This is a genomic window from Pseudoalteromonas sp. T1lg21 (genome assembly GCF_002964625.1).
In the GTDB taxonomy this organism is placed as follows: Bacteria; Pseudomonadota; Gammaproteobacteria; order Enterobacterales; family Alteromonadaceae; genus Pseudoalteromonas; species Pseudoalteromonas gelatinilytica.
In genome coordinates, this window is the sequence record NZ_PQBX01000056.1 from 289,617 (window position 1) to 313,922 (window position 24,306).

Sequence of the window (24,306 nt, forward strand, 5' to 3'; positions counted from 1 at the left end):
TTAAACACTAAACTGATGCCATGGGCCTATTATAGCAAGTGTTTTTGACGGTGAGTAAACGTTCACAAACAAAGTGCTACCATCTGGTGAAAAACAGGCACCTGCCAGCTCGGTTTGCGCCACTAAGCGGGCAAAATTATAAACTTGGCCTTGGGGTGTCACACCGCGAAGATGATTATCAACCACATCGGTGTATTGGTCTTCACAAACAATTAAATGACCATTAGGTGACACAGTCAGGTTATCGCCAAAGTTGTAAAAGGTTTTGCTGGTACTTTCTACAAACAACGAGATTTTACCAGGTTGCTGTGCTTCTTTATCTGTGCCCTCAAATTCTGATGGCTGATATTTCATAACCTGACCAAGTTGTTTTTTACCACCATTGGTACAGCAGAAATAAAGCTCTTTATCACCCCAGTGAATACCTTCACCGCGAGCAAACAATGCTGCGCCTTGTTTGTAGCCACGTAGGCGTAGGTCGTCTTTCGGGCTTTCAGGGTTATCTAGATTGACCCACTCAACCTCAAGCTCTTGATGTAGCCCCATGGCTTTATTATTCCAGTTACGGCTATCGAATTGTGGCTTACCTTTTACCACCATAGCTTGTAATTGCCCGCCTTTATGCAGCTTGCCATATTCATTTGGAATAAAGCGATAAAAGACGCTATCACCTTTGTCTTCTGTTAAATAAACAATGCCTGTGCGCGGATCAACAGCAGCCGCTTCGTGATTAAATCGACCCATGGCTTTTAATGGCTCAGGTTTAATTAAGCCTTTGCTATTTGCGGGTACTTCAAAAATATAACCATGATCTTGGTTAAATCCATCAGCTTTGGTATCTGTGGTTTCTTCGCACGTAAGCCAGGTGCCCCAAGGCGTGATACCGCCAGAACAGTTACGAATAGTGCCGACCAATGACAAGTATTCTTGCTCTTTTTGATGGGTTTTTAGGTTATAAATGATATGACTTGTGCCACCCGGTAACGCCACACCGTCACTGTTAGTATCAAAAGCCAGCGGCGTTTTATGATTGGCAATACTTGCTTCAGCTTTCGCTAAGTCTTTTGGTTTAAGCTCATGGTTTCGCACTAATGCAACACGGTCATTACCAAGCGCTAGACAGCCCATGCCATCGGCTTTATCGGGTACCGTAAACCCATCAGACATTTTCTCACCTAAGCTTGAAACTACTTGATAACTAAAGCCCTCAGGTAAGTCGAGCAATTTATCTGGATCGGGAATTAATGGGCCAAAGCCCACAGCCGTTGTTTTTAAATCACCTAACGACACTTTACCTATGGCACTTTTTGATAATCCTAAAAAGGCCAATGTGCCCGCCCCTACTAAAAATTCTCGACGTGAAACCATGCTAACTCCAAGCTAAAAACCAGCTTTATCATACAAATAAAAAAGGCATTATAAAGCAATGAAACGATAAAAAGTTACATTATCACAATATTCACGAAATTGTCATAAAGCACTACTCTTTGATGATTGCTAGTTGCTCATTAGGTAGCAGCACAATTAAGTAACCACGCTGCTCTAAGTTACAAAAATCAAATTCAAAACCGGCAATTTGTAAGTCACTAGCGCAATGAGTTAGCGGTATATAAGCTGTTGCTGTTGCTTCAGTTAATTCACTATTAGCAAGTTTATAGCTGTAGTTCGTATTGCCGATAAAACTAACCAGCCTAACCACAGGGTAATCACCACTATCTACAGCCTCAGTGCGTGCTAAAAAAGCCAGTTTCAGCGTTTCGCCATCCATATAAATGATCACATAATTAGCTATATCACTAACAACCCACTTTTGTAGATGAGCTTTTATTTCAGCATCATAAAAAGCTGCAAAGCCAACCTTTCCGACCACAGACCGCTTAAAGTTAAGCTTTTCAAAACCACCGTAGCCATCGATTGATTGTTGGAAGTTCTGCTCCTTATAAATTGCGCTTGTTGGTGTGTTATTTCGTAGGTTCATCATATAAAAATCAACCGGGTACTCGCTAAAGTTATAAACATAATAGTCATTTTCATAGACACCTTGGTATAAATCGTCTTCGTCAAACACTTCCTCTTCAGCGCTATTACAACCAGTAAGTAAGAGTAAAATGCATAATCTCAGTAGATAATTCATTGCTCATCCCTTTTTCTAAAAACGATAATTTATAGTTGCAGTGAATTGCTGCTTGGCAGTTTCTCCCACTAGCGGGCTTTTTTTGATAGTTGAGTCAAGTTGCTCATACCGCAAACTCGTAAAAACAGACCACTGCTTATTAAAAACATAAGTCAGGTTTAGCGAGGTGAATGGGTTAAGGGCTGCACTTGGCTGATATTCATATCTGCCAAACTCAGGGGCGATATTGCCATTAGCTATGCCATACAGGTATTGAGTGTATTTTTTATCTTGCCAATAAAAACCGAGATCAGCACTTAGCTGTAACCCTAATCCTTGGCCATAAATCGGTAGGTTATAGCGGGCAAGAAACGTAAGTCCATCGGAGTGATTCGAAATATCTTGCGCTAAACGAACAAAAAGCTGTTTATATTGCAGCTGAGTTTTGAAGGTTAGCTCACCTTTACCGTCTTTATAGTCAGTGAAAACCTCATCATCCGACAACTCATCACTAAAGATTAAACTGCTATCGTAGGTTTCATCTCGGAAACTAAGCCCCATTGACGCTTCAAATTCAGCGCCTTGTAAAAAGGCATATTGCACTAAGCCATATTTAGGCCCAATGCGCCAGTTGCCTTTTCGGGCGTTGAAGTATGGCAAGACCATGGTTTGAATATCGTAATCTCGCCATGCTGTATCAATGGCCAATTGTGCAGCACCGACCTCCATTTGCCATTGCTGTGATTGCTCATCGGCCTTGGCATCATCAACAAATAATGCAGCTAAAAAATAAGCTGTGATCAACAGATAAGAAAAAAGACTATTTCGCAGAAATTCATGTTTGGTCATGATAATGTCCCTATATTGGTGTTTTAATGTAGTTTAACGCCTCACCATTAGGGCTGACTTGCTGCAAATGTCACATATTTAATCGTGACATTTGTCATATACATAAACGAATAATTGCGGATTAAACTTAGCGTATGAACAAACTCTTGCAAACGTTGATACATCGAAGCGATTTCATACTCTCAGCAATCACCTGGGGGTTTGTGTTTATTTATACTCTGCACGCTTGGTCGCAAAGAGCAGAATCGGCGCAGCTAAGTTTTAGTACAATAAATACTTTTTTGATCAGTGTGTTATTTATAAGCTTTTTTGCTTTTTTAATTTATTTTGAGTTTTTCAGATCACGATTTAAGCACTATCAAACCCGTATTTTGAACTTCACTATCGCTAATGTTGTGCTATTGATGTGGCTATTTAATATTGGCTTTGTTGCAATTCTATTGATCATCTTCTTAGTTAAATTGAGCGATTACGAGCCAAACAAAGCCAGCCTCTATTTACTCATTTGCCTGCCCTTTTTGATGGCGCTGACGCTTCACTATGGCTTTGATAAGCAATTTGTATTGCTCAACGGGTTGGCTTTCACTTTATACAATAGCTTTGCCTATCGCTTTGCTACTCGGCTTATTTCTGAGCGTAAAGCCAAAGAACAAGCAGCCCATTTATTACGTGAATTAAAAGCAACTCAAGCGCTTTTAAACGACACCGCAACTCGCGATGAGCGTATTCGTATTGCCAGAGATTTACATGATACCCTTGGCCACCACCTTACGGGACTCAGTATTCACCTAGAAGTCGCCAATCATTGTGCTAACCATGAAGCACCAAAACACATAACTAAAGCACAGCAAATTACCCGCTTGTTATTAAATGATGTGCGTGACTCTGTCTCGTCAATGCGAGAAAACCAAACCATTGATTTACATGCATCGCTGAATTCATTGTGCAACCATGTTACAGGCTTAAATGTCACACTCAATTACGATGAAAATATAAAAATAAGTGATACGTTATTGGCACAAACGTTATTTCATACTGTGCAAGAAGCGATTACGAATTGTATTAAACACAGTGATGCGACCGAGCTGTCGGTAAGCTTAGACCTCCAAGCTGATTCAGTGCATCTCACTATTTATGATAACGGCGGCGAAATGCCCAAGCTGAACTTAGGCAATGGCTTAACAGGCATGCAAGAGCGCTTAGCTTTAGTGCGAGGGGCAATCGAGTTTGAACAAAATAATAATGGGTTTGCGATTGCTGCAACGCTACCTCATAAACTTAATCCACATACTTTGGCGTAAAAAATGATTAGGGTATTACTCGTTGATGACCAAACATTATTAAGAGAAGGCTTAAAAAGCTTACTCGCCCTTAAAGCAAATATTCAAGTCGTGGCTGAGGCTGACAATGGCCAAACAGCTCTTGAGATGCTCAAGCAACATTCTATTGATGTTGTACTCCTTGATATTCGCATGCCTATTCTAGACGGTATTGGCGTACTGAAAAGTATGCAAGCACAACAGCTGAGGCAACCAGTACTGGTACTCACGACCTTTGATGATAGTGAACAAGTGCTAGAATGTATTCGCTATGGTGCTAAAGGTTATGCGTTAAAAGATATTAATTTAGAGCGCTTGGTCAGCGCCATCGAAACACTTGCTAAAGGTGGCTCAGCGCTAGCTCCTGCGATCACCGAGCGAATTTTGAATAAGCCCACTAAAACAACCGATACTTCTTTAGCAACTCCTGATAAATTAAGTAAAAGCGAGCTTAGAGTGCTCAATTTAATCGCTGCAGGCTATTCAAATAGTGAAATCGCCGAGGCACTTTATAAGTCTGAAGGGACTATCCGTAATCAAGTGTCTTTTATTCTCAGAAAGCTAGATGTACGTGATAGAACCCGTGCAGCATTAAAAGCAATTGATCTAGGTTTGATATGATTGCAAATCATTTTTAATCTCATTAAGCTTTTATCATACAAGTAAATCGCTTAAACTAAGGCTTAATTTTATTTCAAGAAGCAACCGCTATGTTCCTAAAATCAAAAACATTTATTGCATTCTCATTGGCACTTTTAAGCTTTAGCCAACACGCCTTTAGCTTACAATTTGGCAATCCAGTCGACAGTGACAAACTCATTAAAATTTCGACGGTTATGGCCTCACCAGACGATTACCTTGCAAGTCCAATTACCGTAGAAGGGACTATCACTGGGGTTTGCGAAAAACGTGGTTGCTGGATGACGCTTGCATCGACAAGCGCTTTGAAAACTTACGTATCAAAGTTGAAGATGGCGACATGGTATTCCCGATGACGGCTAAAGGAAGTAAAGCTATCGTAACTGGTAAGCTCGATAAAATTCAGCTTAGCCTTGGCCGCACTAAAGCGCTACTTGCTCACAAAGCGCAGCAAGCCGGCGAAAGTTTTGATGCAAACTCAGTGACTGAAGCAATGGCTATTTATCAGCTCGTACCGAGCGGAGTTGAAATCATTGAGTAATAAATCAAGTATCAACTGGTTTAAGTTAAACAGAAACTTACACCGCGATATTGGTTACTTTTGTGTTGGTTTAGTAATTATCTTTGCGGTTTCTGGCATTGCAGTGAACCACAAAGATGATTGGAACCCAAACTACAAAGTAAGCCACCAGCAAATCAGTGTGAGCGATGAAACTTGGCAATTAGATAATGACGAGTTGCTGATTGAGCAAATTATCTCTCATGCTGATGTAAGCGAGCCGGTAAAGGCTTCTTATTGGGTGTCGCCGCAAGAGTTTAAGGTGTTTTTAAAAAACGGTAACAACCTCAGCCTTAAACTCAATAAAGATATCATAAACTATGAAGCCATTGAGCCTCGTCATGTATTTCAAGCATTTAACCGTTTACACTTGAACGAGACAAACGCTTCTTGGGTGATTTTTTCTGATATTTTTGCTGGGCTGCTGCTGTTTTTAGCAATCAGCGGCTTGTTTATGATCAAGGGTAAAAATAGCCCATGGGGCAGCCGCTCTGTATTAGTCATTAGCGGTATGCTACTCCCTGCTGCTTATGTGTTTTTATAAGCTAAAGTTCCTGTTGCCATTCTCGTAAAGAGCAATGGCAAGATTATTTTCATTTAATTTAATCCTCACCCACTTTGTAACCCAGCTTTTTTAAAATAACTATTCGTAGAATCCTCCCTATGCTTACGCATTTTATAGCAACTCAAAATGTGTTTACTTAGCGATTAAAACCTCTCACCTACCTATTAAAGTTTTCTTAAATGATGGCTTTATTGCTTTTATTTGTGCTCATTTTCATCGAAAAAGTAAAACAACGCTGCCAATTAGAACCTAAAAAAGGGATTAATTTAGTTATAACCTTTGATCTGATTACAATTATTTATTACTAGATAAAATTAAAAACAAAACACCTTCAACCTACAAAAGGTAATTAAATTGTAAAGTAAATTAATGATTTATTATTATTGATATTGAGAATCACTATCATTACGATCCCGATTCAAATTAACTGAGAAGGAATTGAGTCGTGAATCAATTAGCCCCCGTGCTTAATACTCATTCATCAATAAATGTTGATGAACAACCCCAAGCATTTATTTTTAACGAAAATAATTTGCTCAAATATGAGATGGCTTCAATGCAAACACTGTCGCTTATCCATCAAGCACTGCGTTCAGCAAAACAAGTTCATTCTGGTGTCTGTCATAAGGAGCTGAGTAAACAAATTGCCAGTATTGAACTAAATCAACCTCTCAATAACGTTGAGCAAGCGCTAGGCGAAGTAAAATCTCTATATTTAGATCATGCAGTCTACTTTCATCATCCAAAATATGTTGCCCACCTAAACTGCCCCGTTGCTTACCCTGCGGTAATAGCCGAACAGTTATTAACTGCTATAAATTCTTCGTTAGACACTTGGGACCAAAGTGCTGGCGGGACGCTCATTGAGCAAAAGTTAATTGACTGGAGTATCGAACGCATTGGCTTAAGTGCTACTGCCGATGGCATATTCACAAGTGGCGGCAGTCAATCTAATTTAATGGCGCTGTTACTTGCTAGAGACCATGCTGCAGAGCGCTTGTCTGGACACCTTATTCGCGATTTTGGTTTAAGTCCTGATGCCCATCGCTACCGTATTTTTTGTTCTGAAATCAGCCATTTTAGTATTCAAAAGTCAGCCGCTTTACTGGGCCTTGGCTACAACGCGGTTGTTCCGGTTACAGTTGATAAAGAATTTAAAATGGACCTAACCGCACTTGATACAGCTATTAATGAGTGTAAAGCACAAGGCAATATTCCTATAGCGCTTGTTGCTACTGCAGGCACAACTGACTTTGGTTCAATAGACCCTATAGATAAGCTAAAAGCGCGGTGCAAAGCTGATAATTTATGGCTTCATGTCGATGCAGCTTATGGCTGTGGACTACTTGCTGCAGACAATCACCGTCACTTGCTCAATGGCATTGAACAGGCTGACTCGGTGACGTTAGATTACCACAAATCATTCTTACAACCTGTCAGTAGCAGTGCATTTATTGTTGCTAATAAAAAACAATTTAAACATTTAACTCATCATGCTGATTATTTAAATCCATTTAACGACAACCCACAAGCAGCGCCAAACCTTGTTGATAAAAGCATTCAAACGACTCGCCGTTTTGATGCCTTAAAACTTTGGCTAACTTTACGCATTATGGGCCACGAACAGATTGGCAAAGTGTTTTCTTCTGTTATGGCATTAGCCCGTAGTAGTTATGTGGCGCTCAAACAAGACCCTGAATTTGAGCTAATTCACCAACCTGAACTCAGCACCTTAGTGTTTCGCTTTAACGATAAAAGCCTCAGTGATGAGCAATTAAACCTGCTTAATTATCAAATTAAAGATGAGCTATTCAAACAAGGTGAGTGTGCTATTGCTCGCACCAAATTTAGAGGTATCAACTACTTAAAGTTCACGTTACTTAATCCAAACACACAAATTGAAGACATTAAAAGCATTGCAGCTGATATTAAAGCCTGCGCCTACAGCATCAAGGCACGCCTAAAAGTTGAGGAAACTAGCTATGTATAAAGTGTACGATTTAATTGCTGTGGGTCTTGGTCCGTTCAACCTCAGTTTGGCATGTTTAGCTGAACCAATTGAAACACTTGATTCGCTATTTTTAGAGCAACGTGATGAATTTAATTGGCATCCTGGGCTTATGCTCGATGGTGTTACGTTACAAACACCGTTTATGTCGGATTTAGTTACATTGGCAGATCCAACCAATCCATACAGCTTTTTAAACTATGCGAAACAACAAGGTAAGCTGTATCAGTTTTATATTCGAGAAAGCTTCTTTTTACTGCGTGAGCAATACAACCAGTATTGCCAATGGGCAGCAAGCCAATTAAGTAACATACAATTTGGTCATAAAGTCATTCATAGCCAGTTTGATCAAACAAAGCAGCTCTATGTACTCACTGTTGAATCTGCAAAGCAAACAAAAACGCTTTATTGTCGTCACTTGGTACTGGGCACAGGTCCCTCACCTTATTACCCACCCGCTGTTCAGGCTGAAGATACACAGCTCTGCCATGCCACAGAATATCTGTATAAGCGGGATGAATTAGTAAATAGCAAGAGCATCACTGTGATTGGCTCAGGTCAAAGTGCTGCTGAAGTATTTTATGATTTGTTGTGTGACATTAAACAGCATCACTACCAACTCAATTGGGTAACGCGAGCGCCGCGTTTCTTTCCTCTTGAGTACACGAAACTCACGCTAGAAATGACCTCTCCTGAGTATGTTGATTACTTTTATAACCTAGAACAGACAACCAAACAGGAGTTACTAGCCAAGCAACGTAATTTATACAAAGGCATCAACTCAGAGTTAATTAATCAGATTTATGATCAGCTCTACCAACTTGATATTCAAGGGGTAAACCGAGCAAGGTTATTGACCAACAGCGAGCTCATTAAAAAACAAGGCAGTAAGTTAGTTTTTAAACACAGTGAACAGCAGGCTGAGTTTAGCTTACATAGTAATCACGTCATCATGGCTACGGGCTTTAGTTATCAGCTACCCGATTTTCTAAGTGGCTTAATGAGCGAAATAAATTGGCTAGATAACGGGTGCTTTGCTGTTGAGCGAAATTACAGTATCGACAAGCTACAAAGGTTGTTTGTACAAAATGCTGAGCTGCACAGTCATGGTTTTGTAACGCCAGATCTAGGCATGGCCTGCTACAGAAACAGCCATATTCTGCGCTCAATCTTAGGTTATGCCCCCTACCCTGTTGAAACACAAATTGCCTTTCAAGAGTTTGGTTTACCCGATGTTGTCAACGAAAAACAGAAGCAAATAGCATGAAACAACCCGCATTAAAGTCAAGCTTGGTGCTGCTGACGATTATATCTGTTGTTTGCGACACCATGATTTTGCCCTTTTACCCGCAGTTTTTTAGTGCCCAATTTGGCTTGCAATCAAGTAATCACATTGGTGCCTATATCGCTGTTTGCTGCATCACTGTGATGTGTGCTTTCCCTGTATGGGCGAAAATAGCGCAGCACGTGCACGAACTGTATTTATGGGTGATCACCCAAATAATTGCAGGGCTATTGGGTGTTGCGTGCTTTTACAGCGAAAACGTGTGGAGCTTTTGGCTGTTATCACAGCTCATGCTGGTATTTAAAGCAAGTTACCTGCTTATTTATCCCTTTGTTCTAAGTATCGAAGAAAAACAACAGCACCTCGGTGTCGTTGCTTTATTTAGCGTGCTTTTACACTTTGGTGGTATTGGCGGTGCTTTATTAGGTGGCTTGATCATCCAAAGTATTGAGCCGCGCTTTTTATATTTAGTGATGGCTGCAGGTGACTGCTTACAGGTTATGCTCTGCTTGTATTTAATTTACTTATTAAAAGTAAGCTACAAGCCACGGGAATTAACCGCATCATCAGTAAAACGACAGCGTTTCCCTGGCTACATTATTCGCTTAGGGGTTATATCTATGGGCGTGTACTTCAGCATGTTCTTAGCAACGCCATACTTTACGCTACTTTGGCAACAAGTAAGCAATTTCAGCAATGCACTTTTAGCTGGCGCTGTGTTTGCTATCCCAGCTTGGGTTGCACTTATCATTTTGATTACAACCAAAAACAAAGTCGCAACCAATAAGCACAGTAAAACAATCGCTTATGCACTTGTGTTGAGCAGTATCGGCCTATTTATACAACTTAGTTCACACTGGCAATGGCTTGTGTTCGGCCGTGTTGTATTTGCTATTGGGCTATTTTTACTAACCGTGCGTCTACAAGTCATGTTGTTTGCAATGAGCGAACCACGTTTTTACTCAAGCGACTTTGCCAAGCTTCATTTTATGCAAAATATCGGTGTCATCTGCGCCTCATTTTTAGCGGGAGATTTAGTATCTCGCTTTGAACTTAACACCCCATTACTGACGGGTTCTGTCGGCTTTGCCATCACTTTATGTTTGTTTTATCTGCTTTTTTTACGCAACAAACATACCTCAACAGACCCTATTCACAGTTATTAATCTTTAAGAGAACACGATTATGAAAAACATCACTGAAACTCCTATCAAGCACGCTTTGCTTGGTGATGTAAAAATCAGAACATTAAACCCTGAACACGATCTAACGACTATTACCCCTTGGCTAAAACACCCCCAAGCTCAGTTTTGGGGAGCAATGGAACATTCACCCGAAGAAATTTTAGAATTTTATACAACACTCAATAAAGATGAGGCTCAACAAGCCTATTTGCTTGAAATAAACCAAACACCCATTGCTTTAATTGAAATTTACAAACCACACATACTAAAACTTGAGAACCACCTAGCGCTTAAAAACGGCGATTTGGGCATGCATATTTTACTCGCTCCAAAGCAGTTCTCTGTTGCAGGGTTTAGCCTTGCTGTTATGCAGTCGGTATTAGAGTTTATGTTTAATACCCTCTCATGTGAGCGAGTGATTGTGGAGCCAGATGTAGCCAATCATAAAATTCATCGCCTTAACTTAAAGGCAGGTTTCAGCCATCATAAAGTTATTAAATTAGGTGAGAAAACTGCATTACTAGGTAGTTTAGAAAAAGATCATTTTAATTACTTACAGCATCTTTCGTCTCGATTCGACACTTCACAGCAAGGTCCCGCAGTGCAACAAGCAACGCCATCTTGCAGTACCTCACATCTAGACCAACAAGCGTGGCAATACGCAAATCGTTTGCTCATTGCCAAAATGCTCAGTGAGTTTTATCACGAACGACTATTTAGCTACGACAGTGAAAAACCTAACCATTATGTGTTGCATACCATGGGTGGACAAAGCTATCAGTTTAAAGGTGAGCCTATGTTGCTTAATCACCTGCAAGTTGAGCCAAATAGCATTACTAAAATGGCGCTTAACAACAGCCAACCATTAGACGCTATCGCGTTTGTACTTGAGTGTAATGACAAGTTAAACATAGACAAATCAATGCTTGGCACCTATCTCGAAGAACTCGCGAGTACACTCAGTGGCTTTGCATTTAAATTTAAAAATAATCGCTATAGCGCTCAGCAATTAGCAGACGCAGATTTTCAAGTGATCGAAACCCAAATGACCATGGGTCACCCAAGCTTTATAGCCAACAATGGCCGCATTGGTTTTAACTCACAAGATTTTCACCAATATACGCCGGAAGCCGCAAACCCATTTCAAATTATATGGCTTGCGTGTCACAAACAGCATACCACTTATAAAAGTACCCATGATTATAAATACGAGAACTTGATTGCCGATGAGCTTGATGTAGCTGAGCGTTTACGCTTTGAAAAAGCACTGACTGAGCAAGGTTTAAAGCCAAGTGACTATCTGTTATTTCCTATGCACCCATGGCAGTGGTTTAACAAATTAGTCCATGTTTATAGCTATCACATCTCGCAAAAACATATTGTGTGTTTAGGCTACTCGCACGATAGTTATTTACCGCAGCAATCAATTCGTACCCTGTATAACATCAGCAAACCACACAAATGCTATGTTAAAACCGCTCTATCAATTTTAAATATGGGCTTTATGCGGGGCTTATCGAGCGCCTATATGAAAGTAACTCCGGCAATAAATCAATGGTTGTTCGACTTAGTAAACCAAGATAGCTATTTAAAATCACTGAAGTTTCAACCTTTAAGAGAAGTCGCAACCCTTGGCTTTGATGAGCAATATTACACTCATCCTGCGCTTGGCGATAACCCTTATAAGAAAATGATGGCGGCTCTTTGGCGTGAAAATCCCGCTCAATACATGGACGAGAATGAAAGCCTTGCCACTATGGCAAGTCTGCTTCATATCGATAGCGAAGGCCGTTCATTTGTAAGTGCTAAAATTGCCAAATCGGGGCTAAGTGCTGATAAGTGGCTAGCCCACTACTTACAGGCTTATATGACACCATTGCTACATTGTTTTTACCAGTATGATTTAGTCTTTATGCCACATGGTGAAAACCTCATCGTTCGATTTAACAATCATGTTCCGGTAGGCGTATTCATTAAAGACATTGGTGAAGAAATTGCCTTATTAAATAGTAACATCGAGCTGAATGATGAAATAAAGCGGATTAAGGTAACCATTCCAGAAGGCGTTGCCGTGTTGTCTATTTTTACTGACATTTTCGATTGCTTCTTCCGCTACCTTTCGGCAATTTTAGTAACTGATGGCCTACTGACCGAACAACAATTTTGGCAAGCCGTCGCCGATACAATTGTTCAGTATCAGGCGAGCCACCCAGCGCTAAAAGACAAGTTTGCTGAGCATGATTTATTTGCTGAGTCATTCCCATTGTCATGCTTAAACCGCTTACAGCTGCGTAATAATCAACAAATGGTTGATATAACCGACCCAGCTTCAAGCTTGCAGTATGCAGGTGATTTGCAAAACCCATTGGCGCAATATGCACTTGCAAACACAACAGCATAATAAGCTTGAGTTAGCCTTACGTCAGCAGTGTTCACTGCTGACGTTCTTAACTCCAACAAACGATGAACAATGGTTTAGCAGTCAATGTTTAACTAGCAAGCAACTAACCGATTTGGCTAACGCTATAAAGTTAAGAGGGGCAAATGTTACTGAGGGATATGTCGCAATCAATCTCTACTTACAACTGAGCTGGCAAGTTATTTACTTATTAGTAGCCAGTGTAGAGCACCTTGGTTGCATTCCTGATCTGGTCAATATTAAGCAGCGGGTAACGGGCTCACATATTTATGGTTTGGCTAATTTAAAAATCATGGTTCAACATGACTCTTTTAATAATGCAGATTTGATAGAACTGGCAGCCAATCATTTAATTGATCACCAGCATGCTTGGAATGATAACCTGCCATTGCAATACAGGTTAAATGAAGGGTTATTAAAGCGTTTACAAAGTGATACTTTCCACGCAGCGTTAATCGCTTGCTGGCCAGAGAAATCGATAGAATTTATAGCAAAACGTTTTCAACCATGGCAAAAGCTATGTGGTAAACATCGCTTTCGTGATCAAAACAATACGCTGACATTTAAGCGTAAAACCTGCTGCTTACACTATCAACTTGTAGCCGCTGATTATTGCGCTAACTGCCCGTTAAACAAAAAAGGCACTAGCGCTTGCTAATGCCTTTTTCTCGAAAAACCGAACCTAGAACCTAAATTCAACGTTTACATTTGCCGCAGTCTCGCTTTCACTGCGATCAAACCAGTTCATCGATTTATAAACTGCTTCACCTGTAATAGCGAACCAATGCGTAAATGCATATTCAAGTGCGATGCTGACACCAGCATTATGACCGTCGTGATCAGCACTAAAATCAAGGCATTGCTCTGGCGTATCACTACATGCTCCCGATAAAAATACATCACCTTCCTCTGTACGGTAATACATCTGGGTATAATCAACATCAATAGAGCCTTTTTGATAAAAGACACTGCCGTATAGCAAGGCTTTTGAGCTTAAACGGTATCCTGAAATAAGTGCAATATCATAAGTATCGTGCGACAAATCCCAATCATAGGTATCGTCATCATAATTACCCGCTAATAGTGGACCATACCCCGCATCTTCACTGCGAATATAGCCTAGGCTGACGGCCATAGAGAAGTTTTTCTCGGCGGCCGATTCTAAAGGGCTGCCATAAAACTGATGCTTAATAGCGTATTTTTCATAATCATGATCGCCACCAATACCAACCCCTACGGTAAGCTCCGTCGAATAACCTAAGGTCATACTCATCGAAGTCGTTAACGCTGTACTCGTTGATGTACTCTCGCTGGTATCTTTCGCAATGATCTTGCTTGTATCTGTACCGACAGTTGCACGAAAATGAAAGGGATCACTGTTGATCTCTGGGCTCTCAAAGCGGGCCATCGATACACCTGTTTCGGTTGTCGATTGACAGCCTGCTAATAAACCTAATGCTATAAACGCCAAAAAAGGCTTTAACGTTTTCACGTAATTTCCTTATATATTATTATTTTAACGCGAAGATTCTAGACTAAGGCCTTATAGCTCGCAATAAATTAATAACAAAAAAGGTACAAACTCTATTATTAAGCGCGTTCGTCCTTAGGTGATTCCATTACCACATGAGTTGTAATGGTACGTACCTGTGGTATTGAGCCTAGCACATCAGCATGAAACGCTTTATAGGACTTAAGATCCGCCGTCTCGACTCTCAGCAAATATTCAAACGAGCCAGTTACATTGTGGCACTCTTTTACTTCATCAATAAACTCAAGAGCGTGTTCGAATGCTCGCTGAGATACTGTTGAGTGCTCATTTAAACCAACCCCAACATAAGCGATAAATCCTAGGCCAACAGCCTGATTATTTATAACCGCCCGATACCCCGCAATAACCCCAAGCTTTTCTAGCTCTTGCACTCTTCGAAGGCATGCCGATGGCGATAAACCCACTTTATCTGCCAGCTCGGCATTAGCAATTCGGCCATTGCGTTTAAGCTCATGCAATATTCTGTCGTTAATTTTATCTTTTTTCATTTTTGATTGTGAACTTTAAATACACACAACAACATTAAGCGCAAAAATTGCGCGCATTACAACTTATAATTGCATCTAAATTCAAATGGAGAGATAGCGATGAGTTTTGAAATTTTAACAGCCTTGGCATTATTTGCTTTAGTGTCATCAATTACCCCAGGGCCAAATAACTTAATGTTGATGAGCTCAGGTGCTAACTTTGGCTTTAAAAGAACCACACCACACTTACTTGGCGTGACGCTTGGCTTTATGTTGATGCTGGTTTTAGTAGGCCTTGGCATCATGCAGCTATTTGACTTGTATCCACCAAGCTATTTGATATTAAAAGTATTTTGTATTGCTTACTTACTCTATCTGGCGTTTAAAATTGCCACAAGTAACACACAACAAAAAGCCAGTAGTGAGAGTAAGCCGTTTACTTTTATTCAGGCTGCACTATTTCAATGGGTAAACCCAAAAGCGTGGGCAATGGCATTAAGCGCGGTAAGCTTATATGCCCCAGACAAAAACCTCACCTCAGTGTTAATCGTAAGCCTCGTATTTGGCTTAATTAACCTGCCGTGTGTCAGCTCGTGGACTTTACTTGGCGAAAAGCTACAACACTGGCTCGCCAACCCAAAGCGCTTAAAAGCATTTAACTACCTAATGGCAATACTATTAATCGCTTCAGTGATGTTTAGTTTGTTTTAATTTGAGTAAGCTTTGCTTGGCTTATATTTCACACGGCACTAAAAAGTCGACATGGTAATGCTCATCATGTCGCACCCAGGATGTTTTAGTCGAAAACTGAATATGCGCTTTTAAGTAGTCGGCATACTTGGTTTTATAAAGCCCAGCTTGCAGGGTTGGGTCAAAGATCACTCGCCAAAGATCGTAACCTTTTGCTGTTGCCGATTTATGCAGCTCAACAATATGAGCTGCTAAAGCGGTGTAATCAATCTTAAACTGTTCAAACTGGCCTTGTTTATCAAATTCAATATCGTAGCCAAAACGATTAAACACATGTGTAGGCAAATGAACTGATAGCCCCTTTTCGTTAACAACCGGCGTCATAAAATCAACTGACAAACCATTTTGATGGGTTTTATGTGGACTAAATTTCCCGCCATTTTCTAAGCCCGTTTCAGCGTATTTGTATCGTTTATCTGGATGGGATTTCTGGAGCGCTTGATAGGCATCAACAATAATGTTTTTACCTGCGAATGAACATACGTACGTCCTGCCAGCTCAGCCACTTTGCTGTAGCTGGTAAAGTTGTCACCTTTGCTGGGTAGTTTTACTGCATTACGTACATAGCCATTGGCAGACGTTCCACCACATACACTGTTGACCAAAACTGGCCCAGAACAAAAAAATAAGGCTAAAACAAAACTCTTTTTCATCGCAGTGGTATCTTTAAAATTTAAAGTTTAGCGACCTGTGAATGAACAAAAAGTGAAATCTCTGTCTAGCTTTCAATAAGTTAGCTAATTTGATTGAAAAAAGTTAAAACTTTTTGGAATAAACCATTCGCCCACTCGTTACCTCTATGTCAATTCGCAAAAAAGAGGACGAGACAATGACAAATTTAAAACAATCACTTATCGCAATCTGTGTCGTAACTGCAACAGGCTTTTCAGCGGCTTCATCAGCAGCTAACGTGCAACTATCAGTCGCATCTGAACAGCAAACAGCCAGTGATAATCAAGTTTCGACAAGTTCAAACCAAGCAGCGTCGAATACGACAATGATGCAATCAACTCAACTGTCAGGCTCGGCAACAACACAAAATTCATCAGTTGGTGTGAATACTGAAAGTTCAAATAGCGGACAAGCAAATAATCAAACAACGATTGAAAACGATGAACAGCAGCCTGCTGAAACAATGCCCGAGCTTGGTTTAACAAACTCAGTATCAAGCGCTTCTCAAGCAGCCAATACCGTAGCGCTAGCAGGTGAGTCAATGCTGTCAACTGCGACAACTGCTATTAGTAATGTGGCCGTCGCTAACACAAATTCGAACATAACCAACGCAATGCAAAATCAATTGAGTCAGCAAACAGATGTATTAACGTCTTTAGAGCCTAGTGAGCTAAGCACTGCAGGCTTAAGTCAGGCCTCGCAAATCACTAATGACCTGCAATCATCACTGACTAGCAATGTACAACAAGCTGCAATGAACTCTGTACAAAGTAGTGTTGAGCAAAGCATTTCATCAACTGTTAGCAACAGCGTTAACCAACAAGTTGCTGAGCAAATAACCGCAGCGACAACTACCGAAGTCGTTAATAACATTCAAAACAGCCTGAACTTAGGCCTTTAACCAATAGCGTGCCGGGTTATCACTCGGCGCTCCTTTAGGAGATTATTATGCGTACAATTAATAAGCTCATCACCTTAAGTGCGTTAACCACAAGCATTCAAGTGTTTGCTACGGATGCAACTTTTCATGCTGATGCACAAATTGGCTTAACAACTAACTCTGATTTAGCCATTAAAGAGTTAGATGATATTTCTTCACAAAGTGATACAGGTTCAATACTTAAAGCTGGTGTTAGTGCTGAGTTACATGCAACTGACAACCTCAAGTTCACACCAAGTTATCGATACGAGCAAACCAATTATCACCAGCTTGACCAGTATGACTTGGCATTGCATCAATATAGCCTTGATTCTAGCTATAGCATTTCTGGTACTGATGTAGGTATACGTTATGACGGTGCTTTAGCAAAAGTAGCAAAAGAAACATTTTTAACCTTGGATCAGGTAAGTTTGTATGTTGGCCATTACGTTAATCCAACAACCTATCTGCGCACTGCGATTAGGGCATCAGATAAACAATTCGCCACACAGTCAATGCGCGATGCAAAAGGGTTAGGGCTTGATTCAAACCTTTATTACTTTATTAATAAGGGTAAAACGATGCTGCTTTTAGGCGCTAGTTTAGATAGAGAAAATGCTGATTCAGAGCAATTCAACTTTAAAAGTTGGGGCTTAAATACGGGCATCACTCATCGTTTTAAAGCGTTTGATATAAGCAATAAAGCAGGATTAAGCTGGCGCTATCAAGATAAAAACTACCAAGAAGTTATCAACCAATCACTTACACAAAGCGAGCCAACACGGGATGAAAGTCGCAGTGTAGTCAGCGCATTTTGGCAGCTTTCTGTTTTTGACTCTTTGCAAATTGTTACTGAAGCAGAGTACGGCGATTATCAATCTAAGTTGGCAGCAAACACCTATACCCAAAGCATTGCTTCGCTGTCATTAAAAGCCAGCTTTTAATCAATTACACCATGTCCAAACACCGTATCTTTGCCCACTTCACCTAAATCATTCGCTTGTTGCTGTAACGCGTGGTAAATGTTTTTAGGAGTTGTATTAGGCCTTGCCGCTAAACATGCAGCCGCCGCTGAAATACGCGGCGCGGCAATAGAGGTTCCAGATTCCCGACCAAGATCCCCTCCAGCTTTTAACGTCATGACATTGACGCCTAATGCTGCAAAATCAATATAATCACCTCTGTTTGACCAGCGATAAATTCGCTTTTGGCTATCCAGTGCCGTGACAGCAATGACATGTTGGTATGCCGCAGGGTAAAGTGGCAGCGCAGCAGGTCCTTCATTGCCTGCAGCCGCCACTAAAGTTACTTTTTTAGCCGCTGTGGCATTAATTGCTGCCGCTAAAATAGCGTTGTCGGGCCCTGTAAAACTCATATTGATAACAGGCACCTCGTTAGCAACCAACCAATTAAGTGCTTCAACTATTGCTGCTAATGTCGCCCCTTGTGATAAATCAGACTGCTGATAAAACACCGCCGCGCTGTATAATGTTGCCTCAGTTAATAACGGCATGAGCTGCCCATACTTACCGACCAAAACGCCAGCAACCGCAGTGCCGTGCAAATCGGGTGATACTAAGTCATTTGTAAGAAATGACTGCGTTTTTATCTGTGTATTACTAAATCCCGGATGAGTCGTGTCAATCGCACTATCAATCATGCCTATTTTTACAAACCAGTCACACATTGCTGTAGGCTTTGATGAAGGCGCTTCTTGCTGAGAACCATTTTGCGCTTGATAAATATGATTTCTATCCAATAACGATGCATCATCGAGTGAAAGTAAACGTTGCAAATGCGCTTTTGAATCGTAATTGGTCGGGACAACAAACCGAACTAATGACAAACCCAATGACGTGTATTGTTTAGTGACGATAATTTGTGCGCCAATTTGTAAGAGTTTTGCCTGATGCTGTTCATTCGCCAGCATTATCCATTGCCTTTCAACTGCACGAAAACCATGCTCAACATCGACTTCAACAAATGCAGGAGCCTGTAACTGATTGAGTATCTCTAGCCTTATAGGTAGCGAGGTCACAATTGCTGTTGCGTCGTCGATTAACTCATGTTTGCGTATGCTTTCTACTTGGCTAGTGATGCGCGGTTCAAGTTTATTAACAACAGGATCTATCTGCTCTATCACACCATTTATTGGCTTAATAATCGCTGCTGATAGCGTACTTGAAGTAAACAACAAACTACTTAAAATGACTGATTTCAATTTCATGTTACAGTGACTTCTCATTTAGTTAGGTATTACTATAACGTTTCAGTGAAAGAAAAATTGCATTTATTGGGAATAAAACTTTTTCTTGCCCGTTATAGTAGTGTGAGTTGGCTGAATCATTGATGAGTTGTTTCATTAATCGGCCCTTGCCCTAACCAATAAGGGAAACTATGACAAATACAGTAACCAGTTTATTACCAGCGCTGCGACGTTTTGCATTTTCGCTTACCGGCAATCAAGCAGATGCCGATGATATTGTACAAATGACCATCGAGAAACTTTTACAAAAAGGCATGCCCGATGATATTGAACCACTAAAATGGGCATTCAAGATCTGTCGAAATGTTTGGATCGACGAATACCGCTCGCAAAAAGTGCGCTTAAAAGCAATTCAAAATACTGAACTTCAAGAACCCGTCTGTGACGATGAGCAAGAGAGTTTCGCTACTCAAGAGACTTTGCAACGAGTAAATAACGCTTTAACAAGCTTACCAGATGAACAGCGCGCTATAGTATCTCTCGTGGCAGTGCAAGGTATGGCTTACAAAGATGTTGCGCACACCCTCGAGATACCTGTTGGCACTGTGATGAGTAAATTGTCACGAGCCAGAGCCGCACTTTATCAATTAATTAAGCCTGATTTCACCAAGGAAAACGCATGAAGATTGATGACCAAACACTCAGTGCTTTTTTAGACAATGAATTACCAGCAAACGAAATGGAAGCAATACGTAATGCAATTGATGAAGATGAGCAACTCGCTTTACGCCTAGCTGAACTATGTGAAGTTGACATGCTAGTTAAACAACACGCAGCGCAGATTGATATAATGCCCTTGTCTGATGAACTTGCACAAACAATCGAGCAACATAATAAAAAGAATGTCGTTTCGCTATCCAAATGGCAGCAAATTAAACTTGCCGGACGCAAACAAATGGCCGTTGCAGCAAGTATTGCAGTGCTTTTTACAGTCGCTATTGCTAGCTTTGTTCAACAACAAGGTTTGGAACAACCCATTGCCAACGCATTAGATCAAAAACTGAGTGGCGACAACACGGTAATAGATACAAACAGAAGCCTAACTGCACAGCTTAGCTTTGTTAATACTAATGGCGATTTTTGCCGTCAATACACGCTGTATTCTAAAAGTACCCAGCAAACACATATTGCTTGTAAACAACAAGGAATTTGGCAGCTTCATGCATCGAGCGAGCAACGCGCAATGTCAAGCCAAAGCTATCGCTTAGCAAGTAAAACACCTGCGCTTGATAGTTACATCGACGAGCACATTCAAGGCCAGCCGTTAGATCGTAACGCCGAACAACAAGCACTGACTAACCATTGGCAATAAGCGAGACAATCATGAAACACGTGTTATTAGCTTATTTCGCCATTGTATTAATTGGCTGCACCAGCAGCCAACATTCGACCGATAAAAGTATACCAGGCCTAACAACTAAGCAGCTCGCAGATAATCAATATATCCTTCGATACGAAACTCGTCACGGTTCAAAGCGCTCAGCGCTTGAGCAAAGTATGCTGCAAGCCGCCAACATTACGATAGACACCGGTTATGACTGGTTTCTCGTTGCCGAGCAGGCAGTTGATGTAGAACGCTCCAAGCCCACTATCAAACCTCGTTTCGAGCAAAGAGCCCAATGCGGTTTGTTAACGTACACAAGTCAAACTTCGCCAGCACTGCATGAGTCAACGCTATTAGAGCGTACAATCGTCACACGATTAACAATCATTTTAGGAAAAGGCATAAAACCAAGTGAAAAAGCGCATGATGCATACACGCTAATTGAGGGAGGCGACAACACACAAAACTAACATTTAAAGGTGAGTAATTTTTCTTGTGCTAAGCTTTATTTACCTAGAGCTTTTCAGTGCGACTCATGGCTAGTAACGTAGAGAATTACTTTTACCACGGCTTTTTTATCTTCTTACTCATCACGGTAGTAACCTGTTCCATTATAGCCACGCGCCTGATGCGCAGTAGTTTTAATAACCGCTCGATTTGCTTATTTAACCTGTTTTTTTACCTCGGTGTCATTGGCTTTGCATGGCTGTGGATCCAAGACTTATTAGACCTTGCACCAAGTTTTCGCTCTGGCGTGGTGATTTATATGATTTCCATGACGTTGCTACAATTATCCATTTATAACCACGACGAACCTAGCCGATTTAATAAGATAATTATTGCGCATGGTGCTATTTTTTCTGTATTTGCCCTGCTCACTCAAAATATAAATCAACTTGCCCTTGTTGAAGCTTGTTTTACATTAAGCGTGTTACCCGCACTTATTTACTTCACCACTAAACGCGCTGTATGTGAAAAGAATATTGGCAACACTGTGTTATCGATGGCGCAATGTATTCTTCTTTTAGTGCCTATTTCGCAGCTAAGTATTATTACCCATGAACATAACTTAGCGACCTTGTATTCGTTAACCGTCATTGCCCATGCAACCGTGTTTGTTATGACTGGACTCGGTCTCATCACAACTCTGTTAGTGGATGAAAAAAAGCGTTATTTGGAATTGTCTCTAAAAGATCCGCTTACCGGGCTCTACAATCGCCGCGGACTGCAATTCATTATTGAACAGCAGCAGCTATTCAGTCCTAGCCAAACATCTAGTTTATTTGCCTGCGTTGTTGATATTGATTACTTCAAACGGATTAATGATAGCTATGGTCACGATGGCGGTGACCTAGTCCTCGAAGTGTTCTCTGATCTAATGAAACACCATTTAAATAAAGGTGACTTATGTTGCCGCCTTGGTGGTGAAGAATTTTTACTGTTGTTCTTTGCTACCGACATCAGCTCGGCTAAGCAATTTTTAGAGGGCCTACGTAAAACATTTGAAACCAGTCAAATAGCTTATCGAGAACATCGTATATCGGTTACTGCTAGCTTTGGTTTAACCAATTGGCAACCAAATGACAGCTTTGAAAGCTTAGTAAACCGCGCAGACAAAGCTGTTTATGCAGCGAAGAATAATGGTCGTAATCGCATAGAAACCAACAGCCAAAACAAGGAATAAATAACTAGGGATACTACGAAAACAAATACCTTTCTATCAATCTTGTAAATTCGAACTCTGCCACTATAATTAGCTCGTGCTTATACTTAACTTGCAATATATAGTGCTATGTCTTTAAAAGTATTATTAAATTTTAAATTAAACTGGGTGTTTTTGTGCGCCAGTTTTTGGTTTTTTTCCCTACCAATTCAGGCTAAATATGTGGTGGCTGTTGTGGGTAAAACTAAAAACGATAGCTTTTATCAGCAAGCTTTTAAAGGCTGTGAGCAATTTGCAAAACAGCATCTCGATTTTGAATGTATTTACGACGGCCCCAAAGATTTTCAAGATATTCGCACGCAAGTATTAGTGATCACCGATCTTGTTCGCAGAAATAATATTAGTGGTTTATTAATCGCAACCACAGATTCCAATTACCTTGTTGAAAGAGCATTAAAAAAGTTACACGATAACCAGATCCCAGTGATCACTTTTGACTCTGATCTGCTTGAGGAAGATCAGCAGTACCGTTTAGCTTATGTGGGTACCAATAATTTTGATTATGGTGTGGCCTTGGGGAACGAATTAAAAAAATTCACCAACAAGGCAAATAATCAAGTGTGTATTCAATCAGGGCATTCAACAACGCCTAATTTAAACAAGCGTATTGAAGGCGTTCGCTATGCCTTATCAGGGCAAACAGAGAAACGTTTAAGCGGTGAAAATGGCTGGAGTGAATTTGACCGTTGCCCTTTATATAGCTTAGGTAAGCGAGGGGTGTCACTCGGTCAACTCGACAAACTGCTTAACCTTGAAAATCCACCACTATTTCTAGCGGTAGCCGGTTTTGCTCAATTTAACCCTAACTATGCAAACGTGATTGCTAAACATAAACAACGTATTGCCAATCAAGAAGTGGTGATTGTTTCTGCCGATACTGAGCAAATGCAATTAGCAGTATTACAGCAAGGATTATCATCGGCCAATATTGGTCAAAACCCTTTTGAAATGGGCCGACTTTCTGCCGAGTTGATGTATCAATACCTCACTAAAGGTGAACGCCCAGCTAAGTCTCACTATTATTTAGACTTTCATTATTGTCAGCAAAGTAATGCTGGCACTTGCACGGTTAATCACTAAAACTTTGATCTCACTAAAGTGCAATTAACTCGATAAGCGCTAGACTTACCACAACTTGATTAATTGTAAGGATGTAGCCATGACACACCTAGTTAGTGATTTGATGACGCCAGACCCATTCGCCATTAGCGCGCAAAATACCCTGCATGATGCTCATAATCTAATGAAAGAGAAAAATGTCCGTCATATCCCAGTGATCAATGAGCACGGTGGTTTAGTTGGCATGTTAACGCAAAAAATCATGATTGCTCAGGTAATGAATATCATGGCTAATTACAGCGCCAGCGCTCTTGAACGCAAGGAAAAGCAAACCAAAGTAGTTGATATTATGGCTACCGATTTTACCAGTATCTCGCCAGAGCAACCGCTACACGAAGTTGCTAAGTTTTTTGTTGAAAACCGTCATGGCTGCATGCCGGTGGTTGATAAAGATAACAACCTAGTGGGAATTCTAACTTCATCAGACTTTGTTCGTTTAGCGGCGGCATTACTTTCTTAACTCGTAACTTTGTATCTGCACACTGAATTTTTTACAGAAGGTGTGCAGAGTTTTCATACTCCCTCATAACCACAACTACTCCAGCCCAAGATAAAAATCAAATTAACCATTTAT

The 24,306-nt window shown here is 40.7% G+C and carries 26 protein-coding genes; 18 read left to right on the top strand and 8 right to left on the bottom strand.

Annotated elements, in window-relative coordinates; translation table 11 throughout:
- The 3 genes from C2M25_RS11585 to C2M25_RS11595 form a co-directional block, all read right to left on the bottom strand.
- Complete coding sequence (locus tag C2M25_RS11585) at positions 1 to 1,368, bottom strand: alkaline phosphatase PhoX (protein ID WP_105181162.1); 1,368 nt, start codon at positions 1,366 to 1,368, stop codon at positions 1 to 3.
- Between the two features lie 112 nt (positions 1,369 to 1,480).
- Entirely contained in the window at positions 1,481 to 2,134 is a 654-nt protein-coding gene (locus C2M25_RS11590; protein WP_105181163.1) for a hypothetical protein, read from the bottom strand.
- Between the two features lie 15 nt (positions 2,135 to 2,149).
- On the bottom strand, positions 2,150 to 2,962 hold the full coding sequence (locus tag C2M25_RS11595) for a MipA/OmpV family protein (RefSeq protein ID WP_105181164.1): 813 nt from the start codon (positions 2,960 to 2,962) through the stop codon (positions 2,150 to 2,152).
- A 404-nt stretch (positions 2,963 to 3,366) separates the two neighbouring features.
- Here C2M25_RS11595 and C2M25_RS11600 point away from each other — a divergent pair, with 404 nt between their 5' ends.
- The 9 genes from C2M25_RS11600 to C2M25_RS11640 all read left to right on the top strand — a co-directional run bounded on the left by C2M25_RS11600 (position 3,367) and on the right by C2M25_RS11640 (position 13,598).
- Positions 3,367 to 4,263: a sensor histidine kinase gene (locus C2M25_RS11600; RefSeq protein WP_158679713.1), complete on the top strand. Its 897-nt coding sequence runs from the start codon at positions 3,367 to 3,369 to the stop codon at positions 4,261 to 4,263.
- Between the two features lie 3 nt (positions 4,264 to 4,266).
- Positions 4,267 to 4,902, top strand: coding sequence for a response regulator (locus C2M25_RS11605; RefSeq protein WP_054560701.1), 636 nt, complete (start codon positions 4,267 to 4,269; stop codon positions 4,900 to 4,902).
- Positions 4,903 to 5,179: 277 nt separating this feature from the next.
- Positions 5,180 to 5,461, top strand: coding sequence for a hypothetical protein (locus tag C2M25_RS21995; RefSeq protein ID WP_234003573.1), 282 nt, complete (start codon positions 5,180 to 5,182; stop codon positions 5,459 to 5,461).
- Complete coding sequence (locus C2M25_RS11615; protein ID WP_105174916.1) at positions 5,454 to 6,023, top strand: PepSY-associated TM helix domain-containing protein; 570 nt, start codon at positions 5,454 to 5,456, stop codon at positions 6,021 to 6,023. Before C2M25_RS21995 ends, C2M25_RS11615 begins: the two co-directional genes overlap by 8 nt.
- Before the next feature lie 466 nt (positions 6,024 to 6,489).
- A complete protein-coding gene (locus C2M25_RS11620; RefSeq protein ID WP_105181166.1) occupies positions 6,490 to 8,034 on the top strand; it encodes a pyridoxal phosphate-dependent decarboxylase family protein in 1,545 nt (514 codons plus the stop codon).
- Positions 8,027 to 9,319: a lysine N(6)-hydroxylase/L-ornithine N(5)-oxygenase family protein gene (locus tag C2M25_RS11625; RefSeq protein WP_105181167.1), complete on the top strand. Its 1,293-nt coding sequence runs from the start codon at positions 8,027 to 8,029 to the stop codon at positions 9,317 to 9,319. The genes C2M25_RS11620 and C2M25_RS11625 overlap by 8 nt, the downstream gene beginning before the upstream one ends.
- The gene (locus C2M25_RS11630; protein WP_105181168.1) at positions 9,316 to 10,503 is read left to right on the top strand and encodes an MFS transporter; all 1,188 of its coding nucleotides are present in this window, start codon (positions 9,316 to 9,318) and stop codon (positions 10,501 to 10,503) included. The genes C2M25_RS11625 and C2M25_RS11630 overlap by 4 nt, the downstream gene beginning before the upstream one ends.
- Before the next feature lie 19 nt (positions 10,504 to 10,522).
- On the top strand, positions 10,523 to 12,922 hold the full coding sequence (locus C2M25_RS11635; protein ID WP_105181169.1) for a GNAT family N-acetyltransferase: 2,400 nt from the start codon (positions 10,523 to 10,525) through the stop codon (positions 12,920 to 12,922).
- A complete protein-coding gene (locus C2M25_RS11640; RefSeq protein WP_158679714.1) occupies positions 12,897 to 13,598 on the top strand; it encodes a (2Fe-2S)-binding protein in 702 nt (233 codons plus the stop codon). The genes C2M25_RS11635 and C2M25_RS11640 overlap by 26 nt, the downstream gene beginning before the upstream one ends.
- Before the next feature lie 24 nt (positions 13,599 to 13,622).
- Here C2M25_RS11640 and C2M25_RS11645 read toward each other — a convergent pair whose 3' ends face one another.
- Complete coding sequence (locus C2M25_RS11645; protein ID WP_105181171.1) at positions 13,623 to 14,432, bottom strand: hypothetical protein; 810 nt, start codon at positions 14,430 to 14,432, stop codon at positions 13,623 to 13,625.
- A 98-nt stretch (positions 14,433 to 14,530) separates the two neighbouring features.
- A complete protein-coding gene (locus tag C2M25_RS11650) occupies positions 14,531 to 14,980 on the bottom strand; it encodes an Lrp/AsnC family transcriptional regulator (protein WP_054551870.1) in 450 nt (149 codons plus the stop codon).
- 99 nt (positions 14,981 to 15,079) lie between these two features.
- Here C2M25_RS11650 and C2M25_RS11655 point away from each other — a divergent pair, with 99 nt between their 5' ends.
- Entirely contained in the window at positions 15,080 to 15,670 is a 591-nt protein-coding gene (locus C2M25_RS11655; protein WP_105181172.1) for a LysE family translocator, read from the top strand.
- Positions 15,671 to 15,691: 21 nt separating this feature from the next.
- On the opposite strand, the gene C2M25_RS22000 is transcribed toward C2M25_RS11655, so the two are convergent.
- Both C2M25_RS22000 and C2M25_RS22005 read right to left on the bottom strand, forming a co-directional pair.
- Positions 15,692 to 16,033, bottom strand: coding sequence for a hypothetical protein (locus C2M25_RS22000; RefSeq protein ID WP_234003574.1), 342 nt, complete (start codon positions 16,031 to 16,033; stop codon positions 15,692 to 15,694).
- A gap of 59 nt (positions 16,034 to 16,092) precedes the next feature.
- The gene (locus tag C2M25_RS22005; protein WP_234003575.1) at positions 16,093 to 16,362 is read right to left on the bottom strand and encodes a hypothetical protein; all 270 of its coding nucleotides are present in this window, start codon (positions 16,360 to 16,362) and stop codon (positions 16,093 to 16,095) included.
- 176 nt (positions 16,363 to 16,538) lie between these two features.
- Here C2M25_RS22005 and C2M25_RS11665 point away from each other — a divergent pair, with 176 nt between their 5' ends.
- Both C2M25_RS11665 and C2M25_RS11670 read left to right on the top strand, forming a co-directional pair.
- A complete protein-coding gene (locus tag C2M25_RS11665) occupies positions 16,539 to 17,282 on the top strand; it encodes a hypothetical protein (RefSeq protein ID WP_105181173.1) in 744 nt (247 codons plus the stop codon).
- Positions 17,283 to 17,329: 47 nt separating this feature from the next.
- Positions 17,330 to 18,244: a surface lipoprotein assembly modifier gene (locus C2M25_RS11670; protein WP_105181174.1), complete on the top strand. Its 915-nt coding sequence runs from the start codon at positions 17,330 to 17,332 to the stop codon at positions 18,242 to 18,244.
- On the opposite strand, the gene C2M25_RS11675 is transcribed toward C2M25_RS11670, so the two are convergent.
- Positions 18,241 to 19,527, bottom strand: a complete 1,287-nt coding sequence (locus tag C2M25_RS11675) for a S8 family serine peptidase (RefSeq protein WP_234003576.1) — start codon at positions 19,525 to 19,527, stop codon at positions 18,241 to 18,243. The genes C2M25_RS11670 and C2M25_RS11675 overlap by 4 nt on opposite strands.
- Positions 19,528 to 19,697: 170 nt before the next feature.
- Here C2M25_RS11675 and C2M25_RS11680 point away from each other — a divergent pair, with 170 nt between their 5' ends.
- The 6 genes from C2M25_RS11680 to C2M25_RS11705 all read left to right on the top strand — a co-directional run bounded on the left by C2M25_RS11680 (position 19,698) and on the right by C2M25_RS11705 (position 24,192).
- A complete protein-coding gene (locus C2M25_RS11680) occupies positions 19,698 to 20,189 on the top strand; it encodes an RNA polymerase sigma factor (RefSeq protein WP_105181176.1) in 492 nt (163 codons plus the stop codon).
- Complete coding sequence (locus C2M25_RS11685; protein ID WP_105181177.1) at positions 20,186 to 20,878, top strand: anti-sigma factor family protein; 693 nt, start codon at positions 20,186 to 20,188, stop codon at positions 20,876 to 20,878. The genes C2M25_RS11680 and C2M25_RS11685 overlap by 4 nt, the downstream gene beginning before the upstream one ends.
- A gap of 11 nt (positions 20,879 to 20,889) precedes the next feature.
- Positions 20,890 to 21,360, top strand: a complete 471-nt coding sequence (locus C2M25_RS11690; RefSeq protein ID WP_105181178.1) for a CC0125/CC1285 family lipoprotein — start codon at positions 20,890 to 20,892, stop codon at positions 21,358 to 21,360.
- A 65-nt stretch (positions 21,361 to 21,425) separates the two neighbouring features.
- Positions 21,426 to 22,574, top strand: coding sequence for a GGDEF domain-containing protein (locus C2M25_RS11695; protein WP_105181179.1), 1,149 nt, complete (start codon positions 21,426 to 21,428; stop codon positions 22,572 to 22,574).
- A 213-nt stretch (positions 22,575 to 22,787) separates the two neighbouring features.
- Positions 22,788 to 23,693: a substrate-binding domain-containing protein gene (locus tag C2M25_RS11700; protein ID WP_234003577.1), complete on the top strand. Its 906-nt coding sequence runs from the start codon at positions 22,788 to 22,790 to the stop codon at positions 23,691 to 23,693.
- Between the two features lie 79 nt (positions 23,694 to 23,772).
- Entirely contained in the window at positions 23,773 to 24,192 is a 420-nt protein-coding gene (locus C2M25_RS11705) for a CBS domain-containing protein (RefSeq protein WP_054551886.1), read from the top strand.
- Positions 24,193 to 24,306: the final 114 nt, after the last annotated feature.

Coding starts and splice junctions, on each gene's coding strand:
- C2M25_RS11585 (WP_105181162.1), bottom strand. CDS start 1,368: ATGGTTTCACGTCGAGAATTTTTAGTAGGGGCGGGCACATTGGCCTTT.
- C2M25_RS11590 (WP_105181163.1), bottom strand. CDS start 2,134: ATGAATTATCTACTGAGATTATGCATTTTACTCTTACTTACTGGTTGT.
- C2M25_RS11595 (WP_105181164.1), bottom strand. CDS start 2,962: ATGACCAAACATGAATTTCTGCGAAATAGTCTTTTTTCTTATCTGTTG.
- C2M25_RS11600 (WP_158679713.1), top strand. CDS start 3,367: ATGTGGCTATTTAATATTGGCTTTGTTGCAATTCTATTGATCATCTTC.
- C2M25_RS11605 (WP_054560701.1), top strand. CDS start 4,267: ATGATTAGGGTATTACTCGTTGATGACCAAACATTATTAAGAGAAGGC.
- C2M25_RS11625 (WP_105181167.1), top strand. CDS start 8,027: ATGTATAAAGTGTACGATTTAATTGCTGTGGGTCTTGGTCCGTTCAAC.
- C2M25_RS11630 (WP_105181168.1), top strand. CDS start 9,316: ATGAAACAACCCGCATTAAAGTCAAGCTTGGTGCTGCTGACGATTATA.
- C2M25_RS11635 (WP_105181169.1), top strand. CDS start 10,523: ATGAAAAACATCACTGAAACTCCTATCAAGCACGCTTTGCTTGGTGAT.
- C2M25_RS11640 (WP_158679714.1), top strand. CDS start 12,897: ATGCACTTGCAAACACAACAGCATAATAAGCTTGAGTTAGCCTTACGT.
- C2M25_RS11650 (WP_054551870.1), bottom strand. CDS start 14,980: ATGAAAAAAGATAAAATTAACGACAGAATATTGCATGAGCTTAAACGC.
- C2M25_RS11655 (WP_105181172.1), top strand. CDS start 15,080: ATGAGTTTTGAAATTTTAACAGCCTTGGCATTATTTGCTTTAGTGTCA.
- C2M25_RS22000 (WP_234003574.1), bottom strand. CDS start 16,033: ATGACGCCGGTTGTTAACGAAAAGGGGCTATCAGTTCATTTGCCTACA.
- C2M25_RS22005 (WP_234003575.1), bottom strand. CDS start 16,362: ATGAAAAAGAGTTTTGTTTTAGCCTTATTTTTTTGTTCTGGGCCAGTT.
- C2M25_RS11665 (WP_105181173.1), top strand. CDS start 16,539: ATGACAAATTTAAAACAATCACTTATCGCAATCTGTGTCGTAACTGCA.
- C2M25_RS11670 (WP_105181174.1), top strand. CDS start 17,330: ATGCGTACAATTAATAAGCTCATCACCTTAAGTGCGTTAACCACAAGC.
- C2M25_RS11675 (WP_234003576.1), bottom strand. CDS start 19,527: ATGAAATTGAAATCAGTCATTTTAAGTAGTTTGTTGTTTACTTCAAGT.
- C2M25_RS11680 (WP_105181176.1), top strand. CDS start 19,698: ATGACAAATACAGTAACCAGTTTATTACCAGCGCTGCGACGTTTTGCA.
- C2M25_RS11685 (WP_105181177.1), top strand. CDS start 20,186: ATGAAGATTGATGACCAAACACTCAGTGCTTTTTTAGACAATGAATTA.
- C2M25_RS11690 (WP_105181178.1), top strand. CDS start 20,890: ATGAAACACGTGTTATTAGCTTATTTCGCCATTGTATTAATTGGCTGC.
- C2M25_RS11695 (WP_105181179.1), top strand. CDS start 21,426: ATGGCTAGTAACGTAGAGAATTACTTTTACCACGGCTTTTTTATCTTC.
- C2M25_RS11705 (WP_054551886.1), top strand. CDS start 23,773: ATGACACACCTAGTTAGTGATTTGATGACGCCAGACCCATTCGCCATT.